The sequence below is a fragment of the Saliniramus sp. genome (assembly GCF_035311605.1).
Classification (GTDB): domain Bacteria; phylum Pseudomonadota; class Alphaproteobacteria; order Rhizobiales; family Beijerinckiaceae; genus Saliniramus.
Map to the genome: position 1 here is coordinate 1 of NZ_DATGCW010000359.1, position 18,379 is coordinate 18,379.

Consider the following 18,379-nt stretch of genomic DNA (forward strand, 5'->3'; position numbering starts at 1 on the left):
CTTGTCGCGCACCGGGCGGCCATTGACGACGAAATGGATCTGCGCGGCATTGCCGCGATGATAGGTCGGCAGGCCGATCATGCCAACGAGCGCAAACCCCTCGCGGGCGGCATCGACGGAGATCGCATTATCGGGGAAATCGCGCCCCAGCACCCTCCCGAGCCGCCGTGTCAGGCCGTTCCCGTTGCTGTCGCGATCACCCTCCTCCGCCGGCCAGGTGAAATCGGTCAGATGCTCGCCGGTGAGCGAAAACCGGATTCGCGGATGCGCCACGGCGAGGCGGCGGACCGCCTCCGCCACGGCCTGCGCCTCGGCCCGATCGCTCTTGAGGAATTTCAGCCGCGCCGGCGTCGCCATGAACAGATCTTCCACATCGATCCGCGTGCCCGGCATGGCGGAGGCGGGACGCGGCTCGCCGCGTGTGCCGGCATCGACCTGAAGCATCAGCCCGCTCGGCGCATCGGCCCGGCGGGTGGTGATGCTGAGCCGGCTCACTGCCGCGATCGAGGGCAGAGCCTCGCCGCGAAAGCCCAGTGTGCGGATATCGGAGAGATTGCCCTCGGGCAGTTTGGAGGTGGCGTGTCGCTCCACGGCGAGCACGAGATCCACCGCGTCCATGCCGCGCCCATCATCGGTGACGCGGATCAGCCGTCGCCCGCCATCACCGATCTCGACGGAGATCGAACGCGCCCCGGCATCGATGGCGTTCTCGACGAGCTCCTTCACCGCAGAAGCGGGCCGCTCCACCACCTCGCCGGCGGCGATGCGGTCGATCAGGACGGGATCGAGGCGGCGTATGGCATTCATGCTGCGGCGGTCTCGCGACATATGAAAGGTTCGGGCGCCCCATGACGCCCGATTCGGGAGCGCTCAGCATAAGCCGCCCGCATGCGCGATGCATCCCCGCGCGCGGGCTCGCCACAGGCTGTCAACAGCCTCAGATCGTGACGATGACCCGCCCGCGGATCTTGCCGGCGAGGATGTCGGGGGCGCGGTCGATCACCTCTTCGAGACTGATCGTCGTTGCCATCGCTTCGAGCGCGCCGGCATCGAGATCATGCGCGAGCCGCGTCCAGGCCGCGCGGCGGCGCGCGATCGGGCACATCACCGAATCGACGCCGAGCAGCGCGACACCGCGCAGGATGAACGGTGCGACGCTCGCCGGCAGATCCATGCCGCCCGCGAGCCCGCAAGCGGCGACGGCCCCGCCATAGCGCGTCATCGAGAGTACGTTCGCGAGCGTTGTAGAGCCCACTGAATCGACGCCCGCAATCCAGCGCTCCTTGCCGAGCGGACGCGGCTTCTGCGAAAGCTCCTCGCGATCGATGACGCTCGCCGCGCCAAGTCCCTTAAGATAATCTGCTTCGCTCACCCGGCCCGTCGAGGCGATCACCTCCCAGCCGCCCCTGGCCAGCAGCGCGATGGCCACCGAGCCGACGCCGCCGGCGGCACCGGTCACCACGACCGGACCCTGATCCGGCGTGAGCCCGTGCTGTTCGAGCGCCATCACGCATAGCATCGCCGTATAGCCGGCAGTGCCGATCGCCATGGCCTGGGCCGGGGTCATGCCCTCGGGCAGGCGCACCAGCCAGTCGCCCTTGACCCGCGCCATTTCCGCGTAGCCGCCCAGATGCGTCTCGCCAAGCCCCCAGCCGTTGAGGATGACCGCGTCACCCGGCTTGAATTCGGGATGGTCGGATTGCTCGACCGTTCCCGCGAAATCGATCCCCGCGATCATCGGGAACCGGCGAACCACCGGCGCCTTGCCGGTGACGGCCAGGCCGTCCTTGTAATTGAGCGTGGAATGGCTCACGCGCACCGTGACGTCGCCCTCCATCAACTCGCTCTGCGGAAAATCTTTCAAAGCCGTGCTGGTGCCGGCCTCTGTCTTCTCGATGACGATCGCCTTCATGCGTCCCTCCGGATGTTTCGCCGGAACGTCTCACGGTTTGGCAGTGCGGTGCAAGATGGTGGGCGCCGCGCTTGGTGCGCAAGGGGATAATGCATTGCCCCGCATAGCCAGGATGCCCCCACCGATCATCGCAATGCCCCCGAAACACCACAACCGGCAGCGATCCAGACGCTGCCGGCTGCGACGGGGTGAAGCAACCCCGGTATAGAAGCGCGTCGATCAGATCGAGTTGTCGCGACGCGTCGGATCTCTGTAATTCGCTGCGCCCTCCAGCATGCGATCGACGAATTCCGGGCTGAAATGCTCCTTCAGGCGCGGACCGATATCGGTTGTCGGATGGTAGGTCGGGAAGCCGCCACCCTCGTTCGGTGAGAACGGATAATCCGCGATGATCCGCGCAAGAACGGCAAGCGTGCGGTCATCCTCGCGCAGATAGGCGTTGCCGCTGTTGTCGACAGGAATCCCAGCTTCCTGCAGGGTTTTCACCACATCAAACGCGTGCTCCTGAACCCGTGAGTTCAGCGCAGACTGGTCATCGCGGCGCACTGCCAGCATGACCTGCTCGAAGTCACCCGCACGCATCTCCGGAAGCAGTGTCCCGACGAGATTCACAGGCACCGCCGGGCCGGTGGACTTGACGTCACCGACGCCCTGCATCGCGCTGGCGAAGGCTTGATCCGTGGCAGCCGACTTGTTGGGCTGCGCAACAGAATTACTCTGGATGTTCGAAACCGGGTTGGGAAGACCTGCAAGCATCATTAAAAACTCCTTATCCAAAATTTGTACATACGGATACCATAATTATATATGTTTATCAAATATTATTTTATATAATATATAATTTTTTTTATATTATAAATTCATTTTCAGAACCACGCTTATCGCCGAGCGTGACCGCCCGACATATTCGCGTCGGGCCTTTTCCAGCCGCGACGCTTTCCAGAAAGCGGCAAAAGCCCTATCTCTCGCAAAGCATCCGAGACCCGTGCCCAGACCGATTGCAGAGCCGAAGAAGAGCATCATGAATCAAGCCGTCAAACCCGCCGCCCTCGCCATCGACCCCGCGCGCGAAGCGGAGTACCGCGCGATCCGCCTGCCGGAGGATCATCCGCCGGTGAAGGCCGGACGAATCGGTGTTCTCCTGATGAATCTGGGCACGCCCGAGGCGACGGATTACTGGTCGATGCGCGCCTATCTGAAGGAATTCCTCTCCGACCAGCGTGTGATCGAGACCTCGCGCTGGCTCTGGTGGCCGATCCTCAATCTCATCATCCTGCAGACGCGCCCCAAGAAGAAGGGTCGCGACTACGATACGATCTGGAATCACGAGAAGAACGAAGGCCCGCTCAAGACCATCACCCGCGCCCAGGCCGAGCAGACGATGGCTGCACTCAGGGACGAATTCGGCGATCGCATCAGCGTCGACTGGGCCATGCGCTACGGCAAGCCCCCGGTAAAGGACGCGCTGGAGAAGCTCCTCGCCGAGGGCTGCGACCGGATCCTGCTGGTGCCGCTCTACCCGCAATATTCCGCCGCGACCTCGGCCACCGCCTGCGACAAGGCTTTCGAGGCGCTGATGCAGATGCGCTGGCAGCCGAGCGTGCGCGTGGCGCCGCCCTATCACGACGATCCCGTCTATATCGACGCGCTCGCGGATTCGATGCAGGCCTCGCTCGCCAAGCTCGATTTCGAGCCCGATGTGATCCTCACCACCTTCCACGGCGTGCCGAAATCCTACCTGATGAAGGGCGACCCCTATCATTGCCAATGCGCCAAGACCTCGCGCCTCCTGCGCGAGCGCATGGGCTGGTCGGCGGATCGCTGGAAGCTGACCTTCCAGTCGCGCTTCGGGCCCGAGGAGTGGCTGCAGCCCTATACCGACGAGACGGTGAAGGGGCTCGCCGAGAGCGGCGTGAAGAGAATCGCCCTCGTCGCCCCCGGCTTCTCCGCCGATTGCCTGGAGACGCTTGAAGAACTCGATGGCGAGAACCGCGAGATCTTCATGGAGCACGGCGGCGAGCAATTCGCCTACCTGCCCTGCCTCAACGACAGCGCCGAGGGCATGCGTGTGATCGAGCACGTCGTGCGGCGCGAATTGCAGGGCTGGCTCTGAGCTGGCCGAAGCGACCGGCAGCGCCTCAGGTGCTCGCCGCGTCGAGCTTCACCATCGCCTCTGAGGGGAGTTTCACGGAGAGCGCGCCTACCAGTTCCGCCAGCTGATCGAGGCTGGTTGCACTTGCGATCGGCGCGGCGACCGGCGGGCGCGCCATCAGCCATGCCAGCGCGACCTGCGCGGGTTTGATGCCCAGATCTGCGGCGACGCTCTCGACCGCGTCGAGAATGCGAAAGCCGCGTTCGTTCACGTAGCGCCCGGCCCGCGCCGCCCGCGCCCGCCCTGCAAGATCGGATTCGGAGCGGTATTTCCCGGTGAGGAAGCCGGCGGCGAGCGAGAAATACGGGATCACGCCGATCTGCTCCTTGCCGCAGAGCGGAGCGAAGGTGCTCTCGAAAGTCTGGCGTTCGCACAGATTGTATTCGGGCTGCAGCGTCTCGTAACGCGGCAAACCCTGCTCATGTGACGTCGCGAGCGACTCCTGCAGGCGTTCGATACGCATGTTCGATGCGCCGATCACACGCACCTTGCCGGCCTTCACGAGCGTGTCATAGGCCGCGAGCGTCTCGGCGACGGGGGTGTCCTCGTCGTCGAAATGGGTCTGGTAGAGATCGATGTAATCGGTGCGCAACCGGCGCAGCGAATCCTCGACACCGCTGATGATCCGCTCCCGCGAGAGCCCCTGGCGCCCAGGGCCCATATCGCAGCCGATCTTGGTGGCCAGCACGACCTTGTCGCGGTTGCCGCGGGCGGCGAACCATTCACCGATGATCGTCTCCGATTCACCGCCCTGATGCCCCTCCACCCAGCGCGAATAGCCGTCGGCCGTGTCGACGAAATTGCAGCCCGCATCGAGGAAGGCATCGAGCAGGCGGAACGAGGTCTCGCGATCTGCGGTCCAGCCGAAGACGTTGCCGCCGAAACACAGGGGCGTGACGACGAGATCGGAACGGCCGAGGCGGCGTTGTTGCATGACGGACTCCCACCAGACGAAGCAGTAACTCGCTGTGGAGCATACTGCCTTTGCGCGCGAACGCCATCCGGGCATTTTCCAAGCTGCAGGCGCATGGATGCGGGAGTCAGGATCTGAAAACGCATCGGGGATCATGATTTCGACAACTTTCAGTCACGCCCGCGCCGGACACGGAAACAAGCATCGCAATAAAGGCGTGCCGGTGATTCGCGTCACGCGCGTCAAAGCGGCTCGAATTCGGGAAAGCGCCGTATGAGCAAGGAACCGTTACGCTTTTGCCTCACCTGCCGCGCCATGGCCGTGCTGGTCCTCGCCGGCGGCATCGCTATCGCGGCCAACGGCCTCGGTGGCACGCTGGAGCAGGTGAATACCGGCAGCGCCGTCATGGTAGAGGCCGAGCCGATCATGTTGTTCGAGCCCGATACAAGCCACTCGACCGGTTCATATGCACCGCATTTCACCGAGACGAACACCCATGGCGAGATCTGAGCTTGCGCGTCAGAGCGCTCCCGCCTTGCTGCCGTCATAGACGGCATACGGTTCGCGCATGGTGACGAGTTCCTCGGCGGCGCTGGGATGCACCGCGATGGTACGGTCGAAATCGGCCTTCGTCGCGCCCATCGTCACGGCAACACCGGCGAGCTGGATCATCTCGCCCGAATCCGGGCCGAGCAGATGCACGCCGAGCACCTTGTCTGTCTCGGCATCCACGATGATCTTCATGAAGACGCGCTCTTCCCGGCCCGAAAGCGTCGCGCGCATGGCCCGGAACGCCGCCTGGTAAATCGCCACCTTCTCATGACGCAGGCGCGCGGCAGTCTCGGTGAGGCCGACCGTGCCGATTTCCGGCGTCGAAAAGACTGCGGTGGGAATCAGGCTGTGATCGACATGCGCATCCTTGCCACCGAATTCGGTATCGGCGAAGGCATGGCCCTCGCGGATCGCGACCGGGGTGAGATTGGCGCGATTCGTCACATCGCCGATCGCATAGATCGATGGAATCTCGCTGCGCGAATAAGCATCCACCACGATCGCGCCGAGCTCATCGCACAGCACACCGGCATTCTCGAGGCCGAGCCCTTTCGTCGCCGGCACGCGGCCCGTGGCGAGAAGCACCTGATCATAATGCCCCGTGCTCCCATCGGAGAAGCTGACGACACGAGTGCCATCCTCCTGCTTCTCGATCCGCAGCGGCGTCGTGGAGTATTTCACGTCGATCCCGCGTGCTGCGTAAGCCTCACCGAGGCGCGTGCGCAGATCGTCGTCGAAACCACGCAAAAGCTTGTCGCCACGATGGACGAGCGTCGTCTGCGAGCCGAGCCCGGCGAAGATCCCGGCGAATTCCACCGCGATATACCCCGCTCCGATGACCAGGACCCGCTCCGGCTGTTGCGGAAGGTCGAAAACCTCGTTCGAGGTGATGGTATGCTCCATCCCCGGAACCGCAGGCTGCATGGCGGGCGCAGCGCCGACGGCTACGAGAATGCGCTTTGCACGTAAACTCTCGCCCGTAGCCTGAAGCCGCACAGTATGCGCATCGACGATCTCGGCGCGGCTTTCGACGAGTTCCACACCGGCCCGTTCGAGATTGGCGCGATAGGCCCCCTCCAGACGATCGATCTCGCGATTCTTGGCGGCGATCAGGGCCGACCAGTCGAAGCTGCTTTCGCCGACATTCCAGCCGAAACCGGCGGCGTCGGTAAAATCATCGGAGAAGCGCGAGGCGATCACCATCAGCTTCTTGGGAACGCAGCCGCGGATCACGCAGGTGCCGCCGACGCGGTACTCCTCCGCGATCATGACGCGGGCGCCGTAACCAGCTGCGATGCGCGCCGCACGTACGCCGCCCGAACCGGCTCCGATCACGAAGAGATCAACGTCGAAATCGCTCATCCTGCCTGCTTTCTCGGCTCTTGATCACATCAACTGCCGCAATCGTCCACCCGGATGCTTCACTCGGTCGTGGCCGGTGCCTCTTCCGCAGCAGCTGCCTCGGCACCACGACGCGACAGCTCCGCCTGCATGCGCACTTCGACATATTCCACGAGCTCCTCGGTCCACTCACCGGTGGTCGTGAGGACGTCATCGACGAAGCCGGGCTGCTGATCGACGAACTTCGCCCCGGTCGGGGTCTCGAAGAAGGCATTGATCTCCCCGATTTCTTCTTCGGTGAAGCGATTCGCCATGATCCGCGCGGCCCGGTTCAGGATGACACGCCGCTGCAGATCGAGCTCGGGCTGAAGATCGTCGATCACCTCGCGGATCATGTCGCTGGGCATGCCGCGATTGACGAAGCGCCCGGCCACGGAGTTTGTGACGCGTGGCACCATCCCGTCGAAGGATTCGGTCAGCCCGGCATTGGTGACGAGATCACGCGCAGCCTGCAAATGGCTCTCGCTGATCTCTTCCTGGGCACTGGCCGCGCCGGCAAAAGCACCGAAAGCAAGCGCAAGGACGAGGCCGAAAACGGCAAGGGCGGATGAAGAGCGTTTCATTGGCAGTCTCTCTCGCATACATGGCCGCGCGGGCGGCAAACTGGCGCGCTAGCGGCGCGGTTCATCAGAAAGCGGGCATATCAGATCGCGCCGTATTCGACGACCCCGTCATCGCCAGCGAGAATTGCCCCGGTGGCGAGCCCGATGAACAGGCCGTGTTCGACGACACCGGGAACCGCAACCAGTGCCTCGGCCAGAGCCTCGGGCGCTTCGATCGCACCCAGCTCCGCATCGAGGATATGGTGACCGCCATCGGTGACGAATACCGTGCCGTTTGCGGCGGTTCTAAGGCGCATGGCCGTCGGCAAGCCATGCGTTTCCAGCACATGTGCGACGGCGCGGCGCGTCGCTTCGAGCCCGAACGGATTGACCTCGATGGGCAGCGGGAAGCGCCCTAGCGTGTCAACCTTCTTGCCGGCATCGGCGATCACGATCATGCGCGCCGAGGCCGCAGCAACGATTTTCTCGCGCAGCAGGGCGCCACCGCCACCCTTGATCAGGCGCAGAGATGCATCCAGCTCATCGGCACCGTCCACGGTGAGATCGAGCTCCGGTGTCTCATCGAGAGTGGTGAGCGCGATGCCCTCGGCCAGCGCCTGCGCATGCGTCGCCTCGGAGGTCGGAACACCGACGACATCGAGGCCCCCGCGCACCCTGTCGCCGAGCAGTGCGACAAAATGTTTTGCCGTCGAGCCCGTGCCGAGCCCAAGACGCATGCCATCGGTGACCGCCTCGACGGCACGCGCCGCCGCCATTCGTTTCAGATCATCCGCACTCACTGCGCGTCGCCCCTTCGCTGATCCGGATCATGGCCACGGTATCGAACGAAATGGCCTGCGGTGCAAGGGCCGGATTGGTGTGGCGCCCCGAATCAGTCGCTGGTGGAGCCCGTCACCTGCGGCCTGTCGCCCTCGCCTTCCGCGACCGTCGCTGTGACCGTTTCGGGTGGGGTACAGACGACCTGTTCCTCGAAAACGTAACAGACGCTCATCTCGCCGGTGCGATAGTTCACGCGAAACACGCCGCCCTCGCGCTCATGGCGCGATGCGATCAGACCGTAATCACCCGGATCCTGCGCCTTCGCGCCCTCGCCCGGCCCGAAGCACAGGGTGATCCCGACAGTGCCTTCCTTCAGCCCGTACTGACACGACGAGACCGCGCCGGTGACCTTGTCGATGCGGTAGACGCGGTTGAGGTCGGTCTGCGGGGCCGGTACGAAATCGAAGGCGGATGCGAATACGGGCGCGGCGCTGGCGCTCAGCAGGCCCGTAGCGAGCGCGCGGATGAGAATGCGTCGAAACATGAGGCCAGTCTCCGGCTCGCGGATCGGTTGGAACGGTTCGAATGGAGCTTGCGGCAACATGGTTAGCGAAAGGTAAACACATCCCCGCTATGCCGAATCGTCCGGCTGGTTTATGACGGTCCCGTTCTCCACGAAACGCCTTCCAGCCAGCCGAAACCAGACGGAAATCATCATGAATCCCATCGTCGTGTTCGATCTCGACGGCACCCTCGCCGACACCGCCCCCGACCTGATGGCGACGCTCAACACGTTGCTGGCGCAAGAGGGTCTGCCCACGCTGCCGGTATCGCGGGCGAAATCGCTCATTGGCGCCGGCGCGCGGGCGCTGATCGCGCGCGGCTACGAATCGGCAGGGCTCGAACTGACGCCGGAGCGGCATGAACTGCTCTTCCAGGAGTTCCTGACACTCTACCGGCAGAATATCTGCAACGAGACGCAGCTCTTCCCCGGCGTGGTCGCGGCCATGGACAGCCTCAGCGGATCGGGCTTCACCCTCGCCGTTTGCACCAACAAGGTGGAAAGCCATTCGCGGCTGCTGCTCGATCAACTCGGCATCATCGAGCGCTTCGCAGCCATCTGCGGACGCGACACTTTCGCCTTCTGCAAGCCCGACCCGCGCCATCTCACGGAGACGATCACGATGGCCAAAGGCGATGCACGCCGCGCGGTGATGATCGGGGACTCGCATACCGATATCGCCACCGCGCAATCCGCGCAAATCCCCGTCATCGCCGTGCCCTTCGGTTATACCGACCAGCCCGTCGAAACCTACGAGCCCGACCGCGTCATCGCCCATTTCGATGCGCTTCCGGAGGTTGTTGCGGAGGTATTGTCCGCGAGGCAGTGAAGCCGGGGTCCAGAAGCAGGTTGAAGCTCAGCGCGAGCAACGCCGTCGCCGCCATGGGGTAGAACAAAAGACGCGGCGCTTCGAAGATGAAGATCCGGTATTCATGGATCATGGCGCCCCATTCCGGACGCCCGGCATCGGCGGCGAGTCCGAGAAAGCCCAGCGAGGCGATCAGGATCACCGCGCGCGCCGCATCCGCGCCGGCGAGCGCTCCCAACGGGGCGGTGAGATTGGGCAGGAGGTGCCGGCGCAGCCCACCGATGTGATCGACCCCGAGCGCTTCCGCCGCGCGCCAGTAGGGCTCGGCGGTGAGCCGTTCGATGAGAGCCGCGACGACCAGGGCGTAATGCGCCCAACCCGTCAGGGCGAGCGCGATCGCCGCAGTGAGCGGACCCGCACCCAGGATGGCGGCGACAACCAGCGCGACCACAAGCTGCGGTGCTGCGATCACGATCTCCGCGAGCCGCTTTACGGCATCGGCGCAGGTCGGCGGCGCGATGGCGATCACGGAGCCGGCCAGGATCCCCGCCGTCAGGGTCAGGACGAGCGCCAGCCCGGCAGCAGCGAGGGAGGGCTGCGCCCCCGCCATCACCCGCGAAAACACATCCCGCCCCAGATGATCGGTGCCAAAGAGATGCGTAGCCGAGGGTGGCGCCAGAATATTGGCAAGATCAATGGCGTGAACCGGATAGGGCTGCCAGAAACCGAGCAGGCTGATGCATATGATCACGGCCAGCATGACGATCCGCAAGCCGCTGTCGCGTGCCGTATTCAAGCATCCCTCCACTCAAGCTGATCCGCCAGGCGCGGATCAAGCGAGCGTCGCGCAAGAGCGGCGGCGCGTTGCACAAGCAGCAGCCAGAGGGCGACGATTGCGATGAAGGCCTGCAAGACCGCGTAGTCACGCGCCGCGACCGCGCGCACCACATATTCCGAAAGCCCCGGCAAGGAGAAAACGATTTCCGCAATTGCCGTACCACCGATGATCCAGGCAGCTTCGGGCATGATCACCGCGAGCAGGGTCAGCGCCGCATGCCGGCGCCCTTGTCGCCACAGGGCAACGCGCCGCGAACATCCTTTGGCGAGCGCCGTCGTGAAATAGGGGCGGTCGCGGATTTCACAGAAGGCCACTCGCGTGACCCGCGCAACGGAGCCGATTGAAAACAGTGCCACAAGCAGAATCGGCAAAAAAAGCCGCTCCGCTACCCCGCCGGAAAGCGGCCGCACCAGGCGGAATTCAATCGCCAAAAGCCATAAGAGCACAAAACCGACTGCGAATGCCGGCAGCGCCTGCGCGCCGATGGCCAGCAGCCGGGAAAGCCGATCGGCCACGCCGCCGGGGCGTGCGGCAGCGGCGAAACCAAGCCGGAAACCGACGATGACTGCAAGGCCGAGCCCGCCGGCGCCGATCGTGACAGACCATGGCAGCCGCCCGGCGATCTCCGGCAGAACGGGGCGGCCCGTCGCATAGGAGATGCCCCAGTCACCGCTGATGAAACGCGCCAGCCAATCGAGGAACTGCACGAAGAGCGGCGCATCGAGACCCCATGCCGCGCGCATGCGCTCCAGCACCGCGCCATCGGCACCAAGCCCGCTCGCATCAAGGAAGATGATGACCGGATCACCCGGCATCAGGCGCAAGAGCGCGAAGCCCCCCGCCACGACGAGCAGCCAGGATAAAGAGAATCCCGACAGATTCCGGATCGTCGTGGCGGCCATGCCCGCGCCCCCGAACAGCTTACTCCCGCAAACCGAAATCGGAGCGGATCACGTAGTAATCCGAGCCCCATGGCTCATACTCAGCCAGCCGGGCCGATTTCCCGACATGCCATTCCGGCGTCACCAGGAAAGCCACCGGCGCTTCTTCTGCGATCAGCGCCTGCGCCTCACGGGCGATCAAATTGCGTGCTTGCGGGTCACTCGTTTGGGCAAGATCAGCCAACAGCGCATCGAATGCCGCGCTGCTCCAGCCGCTGTAATTGTTGGCGCCCTCACTGCCGAGGAAAAGCAAGAGGAAAAACCCTGGATCGCCCGCCGGCGCGGTATGCTGCGCCCAGAGAAACAGGTCGAATTCACCGGCGCGGGCCATATCCGTTGGCGATTCCGTGATGCGGGTTGTCACCTCGATCCCGAGATCGGCGAGTGCTGCGCGGATGACCGGCTGATAGGTCACGAGATCAGGCCGCTGCGGATAGGCGACCAGCGTCAACGACAAGGTCTCACCGTCGCGCATGCGCGGGCCATCCCCGTCGCGGATCCAGCCGGCTTCGTCGAGCAAGGCTGCTGCTGCCTGAGCATCATGGCGCGCCGGCTCATCGGCAGAGAAGGGGAAAACCTGCGAGAACGCGCCATGCGCGACACGGCCCGCACGCGCCGCCGCAATAAGCGCTTCACGGTCAATGGCAAGATCAATGGCACGCCGCACGCGCGCATCGCCAAGCGCATCCGAAGCGGTATTCATCCACATCATATACTGGTATTCGACCGGGAAGCTCGTGACGGCGATATCCCCGCTGGCCTGCAGCATGGCGCGCGATTCCACCGGCAGGTGAAAAGCAAGGTCGATCTCGCCCGCGCGCAGGGCGAGCGCCAGCGCCTGTCCGTCTGCAACCCGTGTGATCTGCACGGGGTTGCGGCTATCGGCTTGCGGGTAATGCGGGTTCGGCTTGAGATCGAGGCGCGCACCGGGGGTGAAATCTGCAATCATGAACGGACCGGTGAAGTGCAGATCGCCACCTGCGTAGAGATAGACCGGGAACGCCCATTCCGCCAGAATCGACGGCATGACCGGGGTCGGGCGTTCGCTGGTGATGGTGAGCAACGATTCGCTCTGCGCCTCGAAGGTGAGTGCACCGGCGGAGGCGCGGGCGGCGGGGTTTTCGGCGACGGTGCGGTTGAGCGAATCAGCAACCGCCTGCGCGGTGACAGGGCTGCCGTCGGAGAAGAGCCGATCCGGCGCGAGCGTCACCTGCCAGGTCAGATCGTCGATCCGCGTCGCATCGGTGGCGAGATTGCCGACGAGCCGTCCGTCTCGATCGACCCGGAACAGTTGATCGGCGATTCCGTGGGAGACCAGCGCCCAGCCGGCACTGCCCTGCGCCGGGTCCGTTGCGGCGGCGATGAAGGTCTTGCCGACGCGCAACGGCGCGTCCTCCGCAGCCTGCGCCTTCGCATCGGGCGCATGCAGCGTGGTGACCGCAAGCAGGCTCGCAGCCAATGCCGCCTTCACGATATCCGATCGCAGGAGAACTGCACTGAACCTGATCATTTTCCATCCTCTACACAATGTGGATCAAAGCCCGGGCGCGCGATGACGGCGTCGCTTTCGACGAGGCGTGGCCCGGGATCGAGCGGCGGGATACGCCCGAGAATGCCCGCGCGCATCACTTCCGGTCGCTCAGGGCGCTCCATGAAACCGTCGGGCCGGCTGCGGTAGAGTCCGAAGGCTTCGAGCACGGCTTCGGCGTCGCGCGCGGGGTCGAGATCGCCGAACAGATAGGTGAAACGCCCCGCCCCGGAAAAAGCGACGACACAGGCGCGCTTGCATTGGCTCATGCAGCGGATGCGGCGCAGGCGAACCGGCTGCGCATCCAAGCCCGCTGACTGGTCGCGCAGCCGCGCCGCGATCGCTTGAGCGATACGCTGCCCCGGACGCTCCGCATCCGGGCCCGTCCATTCGGGCGGCTTGCAGCGCATGCAGACCGACAGGCAGGCCTCCTGCGCGCTTTCGATTTGGTCATCATCAAGCATGCGGTCTCGTACAGGTGTCGGCGCCGCGCGCAACGGCCAGCCGGGGAAGATGTCGCACGGATATATTGAATGTTATAACATTGCAATACTAATTCAGGGAGGAACTCCCGCGCCGCTCGCATCCCCGGCCCGGAAGGCCTATATTCAATGGTCGCCGGGTGACCGGCACCCACCTTCCTCTACGGGAATATCCCTTGTCCGACACGCCGCAGCAGAATCCGCAAAGCCAGCAACCCCACTTCACCGCCCCCGATGCCCGTGACTTCGCGCATGTCGAGACCTGGATCTTCGATCTCGACAACACGCTCTATTCGCACGAGGCGCGGATCTGGCCGCAGGTCGATGCGCGCATCACCGCCTTCGTCGCGGATCTGTTCGGCATTGACGGCATGTCGGCGCGCGCCTTGCAGAAATATTTCTATCACCAGCATGGCACCACGCTGAAGGCGCTGATGGACGTCTACGGTGTCGACCCTTATGCCTTCCTCGACTTCGCCCACGACATCGATCATTCCGCCATCGATCTGAACCCGGCTTTGGGCAAGGCGATCGAGGCTTTGCCCGGTCGGCGCCTGATCCTGACCAACGGCTCGCGCAGGCATGCCGAGAACGTCGCAACCAAGATCGGCATTCTCGATCATTTCGAGGATGTTTTCGATATAATCGCCGCCGATTTCATCCCCAAGCCCGACCGGCGAGCCTACGAGATGTTCTTCGAGCGCCATGCCGTCGATCCGGCGCGCGCGGCCATGTTCGAGGATATCGCCAAGAACCTCGTCGTGCCCCATGATACGGGCATGACCACCACACTCGTCACCCCCGCCACGCTCGATCCGTTTCGCGAAAATTTCGAGCAGGAAGCCGTCGAGGCGCCGCATATCGATTACATCACCAGCGATCTGGCCGGTTTCCTCGAAGCCGAGGTACTGGCGCGCCTGCTCTGAACCGGGCCAGCGCACAGGCGGCCTGTCTTCCAGCGCACCCGCCATTACCGCGTGCTTGCGCGACTGTGTGCCAAACAGTTTTCGCAAATGCGAAAAGATCGTCGCGGCGGGCGGCACCTGATTGCGACCGTTGTGGAAGACTTCGGCTTGGGGCAGCAATTTGTCGCATTATTGCGCACTCTTCCCAATGGGGCGAAATCTTCGTACAAAGAGGCGTTGAAAACACGCTTGTGTCATGCGGAAAAATCTGGCAACTTCCGCCGCGCGTTAGGACAGCATTACTGTCCAATCTTTTCGGATGCGGCGTTGTTGCCGGTCCGCGAGCAGGTCTCGAGGTTATGGTCATGGCGCATGGCGCCCCGAAACGAGATCACAAACCGAGCGCCCGTTTGACGCGGGTGTCGCGGGTGCGTGCGGGTCTGTGACGCCCACGGTGCCCGCGCGAGGCGCGGGTGACCCGGCAACGGCGCAACCGAGCCTCCAGGAAGAAAACCGAGCGATGCGGCTGCGGCTCCAGATGAGCCGGGCGACGGCACCGCCACCCGAGGCGCGCCGCAATGCGCCGGCTTCGATACGGTTAGGCCGGAAGAACGAGGATCGACGATGAGCAGGATCATGACGGATCAGATGCCGGGTGACGCGAAGACCGCGAAGCGGACGGATGACGGCTGCGCGCAGGTTGCCAAGACGCTGATGGCAACACCACGCCGCATCACCATTCCCGGTCTGCCCGGGAAACAGGGGCTTTATGATCCGGCGAACGAGCATGATTCCTGCGGCGTCGGCTTCATCGCCCACTTGAAGAACGAAAAGCGCCACGCGATCGTGCAGCAGGGCCTTGATATCCTGCGCAATCTCGACCATCGCGGCGCCGTCGGCGCCGATCCGAAAATGGGGGATGGCTGCGGCATCCTGACCCAGATTCCGCATCGTTTCTTCGCTGCGGAATGCGCCAAGCTCGGTATCTGGCTACCTGAACCCGGCGAATACGGCGTCGCCCAGCTATTCATGCCGCGCGACGAAGAAGGCTATGCCAGGGTCATCAAGATCGTCGAGAAAGTCGTCGCCGATGAAGGCCTCACCCTGCTCGGCTGGCGCGATGTCCCCGTCGACAATGCGGATCTTTCCGAGAATGTGAAAGCCAGCGAGCCGCTGCACCGGCAGGTCTTTATCGGCAAGGCCAAGGAAGAGGATGAAGCCGCCTTCGAGCGCCGCCTGTTCCTCGCCCGCAAGGTGATCTCCAACACCGTCTATGATCTGGAAGATCCGCGCACCGCCGGCTATTATCCGGTAAGCCTGTCCTCACGCACCATCGTCTACAAGGGCATGGTGCTCGTCACGCAGCTCGGCTCGTATTTCCAGGATCTGGCGGATCCGCGTTTCGAAAGCGCGCTCGCGCTCGTGCACCAGCGCTTCGCCACGAACACCTTCCCGAGCTGGCAGCTGGCGCATCCCTATCGCATGGTGGCGCATAACGGCGAGATCAACACGCTGCGCGGCAACGTCAACTGGATGGCGGCGCGTCAGGCGAGCGTCGATTCGGAATTGTTCGGCAACGACATCTCCAAGCTCTGGCCGATCTCCTATGAAGGCCAGTCGGACACGGCCTGTTTCGACAACGCGCTCGAATTCCTGTTGCGCGGTGGCTATTCGCTCGCGCATGCCATGATGATGCTGATCCCCGAGGCCTGGGCGGGCAATCCGCTGATGGACGAGGACCGGCGCGTCTTCTACGAATACCATGCAGCCCTGATGGAGCCGTGGGACGGCCCGGCGGCGGTCTGCTTCACCGATGGCCGCCAGATTGGCGCGACCCTCGATCGCAATGGTCTGCGCCCGGCGCGCTATTTCGTCACGGATGACGATCTCGTGGTGCTCGGCTCGGAGAGCGGCGTCCTGCCGATTCCCGAGGAGAAGATCGTCGACAAGTGGCGGCTGCAGCCGGGCCGCATGCTGCTGATCGATCTCGAAGAAGGCCGCATCGTTTCCGACGAGGAGATCAAGACACAGCTCGCAACCGCCCTTCCCTATCGCGAATGGCTGGAGCGGACCCAGATCAAGCTGGAAGACCTGCGCCCCGTTCAGGCGCGCGCGAGCCGCACAGACGTCTCCCTGCTCGACCGCCAGCAGGTCTTCGGCTACACGCAGGAGGATCTCAAGCTGCTGATGGAGCCGATGGCCGTCACTGGCCAGGAGGCCGTCGGGTCGATGGGCACGGACACGCCGATTTCGGCTTTGTCCGACAAGGCGAAACTGCTCTACACCTATTTCAAGCAGAACTTCGCCCAGGTCACCAATCCGGCGATCGACCCGATCCGCGAAGAGCTCGTCATGAGCCTCGTCTCCTTCATCGGCCCGCGTCCGAACATCCTCGATCTCGAAGGCACCTCCCGGCGCAAGCGCCTTGAAGTGCGCCAGCCGATCCTGACTAACGAGGATCTCGAGAAGATCCGCTGCATCGGCCATTTCGAGGACCGCTTCGACACCAAGACCCTCGACATCACCTATCCGATCGAGCAGGGCGCTGCGGGCATGGAGGGCGCGGTCGAGCGCCTGTGTGACCGCGCCGAGGCGGCCGTGCGCGGCGGCTACAACATCATCATCCTCTCCGATCGCCAGGTCGGCCCCGATCGCCTGCCCATCCCGGCGTTGCTCGCCACCGCGGCGGTGCACTCCTATCTGATCCGGCGCGGCCTGCGCACCTCCGTGGGGCTCGTTCTCGAGAGCGGCGAGCCCCGCGAAGTGCACCATTTCGCTTGCCTGGCCGGCTACGGCGCCGAGGCGATCAATCCCTATCTCGCCTTCGACACGCTGCTCGCCATGAAGGACGAGCTTCCCGCCGAGATCGATGAGGAGGAGGTTATCCAGCGCTATATCAAGGCGATCGACAAGGGAATCCTGAAGGTCATGTCGAAGATGGGCATCTCGACCTACCAATCCTATTGCGGCGCGCAGATCTTCGATGCGGTCGGGCTGAAATCCGAGCTGATCGACAAGTATTTCTTCGGCACGGCGACGATGATCGAGGGTGCGGGTATTCCCGAGATTGCACGCGAGGCCATGACGCGTCACGACGAAGCCTTCGGCACCTCGCCGGTCTATCGCGACGCACTCGGTGTGGGCGGTGAATACGCCTATCGCCTGCGCGGCGAATCGCATGCCTGGACACCCGATACGGTTGCCACGCTCCAGCATGCCGTGCGCCTCAAGGCGGATGACCGCTATCGCGAATTCGCCCGGCTCGTGAACGAGCAGGAGAACGCCTTCTCCACCATTCGCGGGCTGTTTCGCCTCAAGCAGGCCGAGGATGTCGGGCGCAAGCCCCTCGCCCTCGACGAAGTCGAGCCGGCGGTTGCGATCGTGCGCCGTTTTGCCACCGGCGCCATGTCGCTCGGCGCGATCTCCAAGGAAGCGCACGAGACGCTGGCACTCGCCATGAACGAGATCGGAGCGCGTTCGAATACGGGCGAAGGCGGCGAAGATGCCGGGCGCTTCAAGCCTTTGTCGAACGGACGCTCCAAGCGCTCGGCGATCAAGCAGATCGCCTCCGGCCGCTTCGGCGTGACGACGGAATATCTGGTCAATGCCGACCAGATGCAGATCAAGGTCGCCCAGGGCGCCAAGCCCGGTGAGGGCGGCCAATTGCCCGGTCACAAGGTCGATGCGGTCATCGCGAAGCTGCGCCATTCGACGCCCGGCGTCGGCCTGATCTCGCCGCCACCGCATCACGACATCTATTCCATCGAGGATCTGGCCCAGCTGATCTTCGATCTGAAGAACGTCAACCCGGCAGCCGATGTCTCCGTGAAGCTCGTTTCGGAAGTCGGTGTCGGCACCGTCGCGGCGGGTGTCGCCAAGGCGCGGGCCGATCACATCACGATTTCCGGTTTTGAAGGCGGCACCGGCGCCTCGCCGCTGACCTCGCTCAAGCATGCCGGTTCGCCCTGGGAGATGGGGCTGGCCGAGACGCATCAGACGCTCGTGCTCAACCATCTGCGCGGGCGCGTGGCGTTGCAGGTCGATGGCGGCCTGCGCACCGGGC

The 18,379-nt window shown here is 64.1% G+C and carries 18 protein-coding genes; 6 read left to right on the forward strand and 12 right to left on the reverse strand.

What is annotated here, in order from left to right; translation table 11 throughout:
- From mutL to VKP01_RS15880, 3 genes are all read right to left on the reverse strand, one after another.
- Positions 1–807, reverse strand: an 807-nt coding sequence (gene mutL / locus VKP01_RS15870; protein ID WP_324414009.1) for a DNA mismatch repair endonuclease MutL, incomplete at its 3' end; no start/stop codon positions are given.
- A gap of 130 nt (positions 808–937) precedes the next feature.
- A complete protein-coding gene (locus VKP01_RS15875) occupies positions 938–1,912 on the reverse strand; it encodes an MDR family oxidoreductase (RefSeq protein WP_324414011.1) in 975 nt (324 codons plus the stop codon).
- Between the two features lie 219 nt (positions 1,913–2,131).
- Positions 2,132–2,671, reverse strand: a complete 540-nt coding sequence (locus VKP01_RS15880; protein ID WP_324414013.1) for a hypothetical protein — start codon at positions 2,669–2,671, stop codon at positions 2,132–2,134.
- Positions 2,672–2,933: 262 nt separating this feature from the next.
- On the opposite strand from VKP01_RS15880, the gene hemH reads away from it, so the two are divergent.
- Entirely contained in the window at positions 2,934–4,025 is a 1,092-nt protein-coding gene (hemH, locus tag VKP01_RS15885) for a ferrochelatase (protein ID WP_324414015.1), read from the forward strand.
- A 25-nt stretch (positions 4,026–4,050) separates the two neighbouring features.
- Here the strand turns inward: hemH and VKP01_RS15890 are convergent, their stop codons facing one another.
- Positions 4,051–4,998 (reverse strand): aldo/keto reductase, encoded by a 948-nt coding sequence (locus tag VKP01_RS15890; RefSeq protein WP_324414017.1) that lies wholly within the window; start codon positions 4,996–4,998, stop codon positions 4,051–4,053.
- 34 nt (positions 4,999–5,032) lie between these two features.
- Between VKP01_RS15890 and VKP01_RS15895 the strand changes: the two genes are divergently transcribed.
- On the forward strand, positions 5,033–5,254 hold the full coding sequence (locus VKP01_RS15895) for a hypothetical protein (protein WP_324414019.1): 222 nt from the start codon (positions 5,033–5,035) through the stop codon (positions 5,252–5,254).
- On the forward strand, positions 5,251–5,487 hold the full coding sequence (locus VKP01_RS15900; protein ID WP_324414021.1) for a hypothetical protein: 237 nt from the start codon (positions 5,251–5,253) through the stop codon (positions 5,485–5,487). The genes VKP01_RS15895 and VKP01_RS15900 overlap by 4 nt, the downstream gene beginning before the upstream one ends.
- Positions 5,488–5,496: 9 nt before the next feature.
- Here VKP01_RS15900 and gor read toward each other — a convergent pair whose 3' ends face one another.
- From gor to VKP01_RS15920, 4 genes are all read right to left on the reverse strand, one after another.
- Positions 5,497–6,891: a glutathione-disulfide reductase gene (gor, locus tag VKP01_RS15905; protein WP_324414023.1), complete on the reverse strand. Its 1,395-nt coding sequence runs from the start codon at positions 6,889–6,891 to the stop codon at positions 5,497–5,499.
- A gap of 59 nt (positions 6,892–6,950) precedes the next feature.
- The gene (locus VKP01_RS15910) at positions 6,951–7,493 is read right to left on the reverse strand and encodes a DUF2059 domain-containing protein (RefSeq protein ID WP_324414025.1); all 543 of its coding nucleotides are present in this window, start codon (positions 7,491–7,493) and stop codon (positions 6,951–6,953) included.
- A gap of 80 nt (positions 7,494–7,573) precedes the next feature.
- Complete coding sequence (gene rpiA, locus VKP01_RS15915) at positions 7,574–8,248, reverse strand: ribose-5-phosphate isomerase RpiA (protein WP_414706596.1); 675 nt, start codon at positions 8,246–8,248, stop codon at positions 7,574–7,576.
- A gap of 116 nt (positions 8,249–8,364) precedes the next feature.
- Complete coding sequence (locus VKP01_RS15920) at positions 8,365–8,796, reverse strand: hypothetical protein (protein WP_324414029.1); 432 nt, start codon at positions 8,794–8,796, stop codon at positions 8,365–8,367.
- Positions 8,797–8,968: 172 nt separating this feature from the next.
- Between VKP01_RS15920 and VKP01_RS15925 the strand changes: the two genes are divergently transcribed.
- Complete coding sequence (locus VKP01_RS15925) at positions 8,969–9,643, forward strand: HAD family hydrolase (RefSeq protein WP_324414031.1); 675 nt, start codon at positions 8,969–8,971, stop codon at positions 9,641–9,643.
- On the opposite strand, the gene VKP01_RS15930 is transcribed toward VKP01_RS15925, so the two are convergent.
- The 4 genes from VKP01_RS15930 to VKP01_RS15945 are packed head-to-tail and all read right to left on the reverse strand — an operon-like array spanning position 9,582 to position 13,393.
- A complete protein-coding gene (locus VKP01_RS15930; protein WP_324414033.1) occupies positions 9,582–10,418 on the reverse strand; it encodes an ABC transporter permease in 837 nt (278 codons plus the stop codon). The two genes, VKP01_RS15925 and VKP01_RS15930, sit on opposite strands and share 62 nt — an antisense overlap.
- The gene (locus tag VKP01_RS15935; RefSeq protein WP_324414036.1) at positions 10,415–11,362 is read right to left on the reverse strand and encodes an ABC transporter permease; all 948 of its coding nucleotides are present in this window, start codon (positions 11,360–11,362) and stop codon (positions 10,415–10,417) included. The genes VKP01_RS15930 and VKP01_RS15935 overlap by 4 nt, the downstream gene beginning before the upstream one ends.
- A gap of 19 nt (positions 11,363–11,381) precedes the next feature.
- Positions 11,382–12,911: an ABC transporter substrate-binding protein gene (locus tag VKP01_RS15940; RefSeq protein WP_324414038.1), complete on the reverse strand. Its 1,530-nt coding sequence runs from the start codon at positions 12,909–12,911 to the stop codon at positions 11,382–11,384.
- Positions 12,908–13,393: a DUF1636 domain-containing protein gene (locus VKP01_RS15945; RefSeq protein WP_324414039.1), complete on the reverse strand. Its 486-nt coding sequence runs from the start codon at positions 13,391–13,393 to the stop codon at positions 12,908–12,910. The genes VKP01_RS15940 and VKP01_RS15945 overlap by 4 nt, the downstream gene beginning before the upstream one ends.
- A gap of 194 nt (positions 13,394–13,587) precedes the next feature.
- Between VKP01_RS15945 and VKP01_RS15950 the strand changes: the two genes are divergently transcribed.
- Together VKP01_RS15950 and gltB are read left to right on the forward strand one after the other, a co-directional pair.
- Complete coding sequence (locus VKP01_RS15950) at positions 13,588–14,337, forward strand: pyrimidine 5'-nucleotidase (RefSeq protein WP_324414041.1); 750 nt, start codon at positions 13,588–13,590, stop codon at positions 14,335–14,337.
- Between the two features lie 693 nt (positions 14,338–15,030).
- On the forward strand, positions 15,031–18,379 hold a 3,349-nt coding region (gltB, locus tag VKP01_RS15955; RefSeq protein WP_324414043.1), incomplete at its 3' end, for a glutamate synthase large subunit.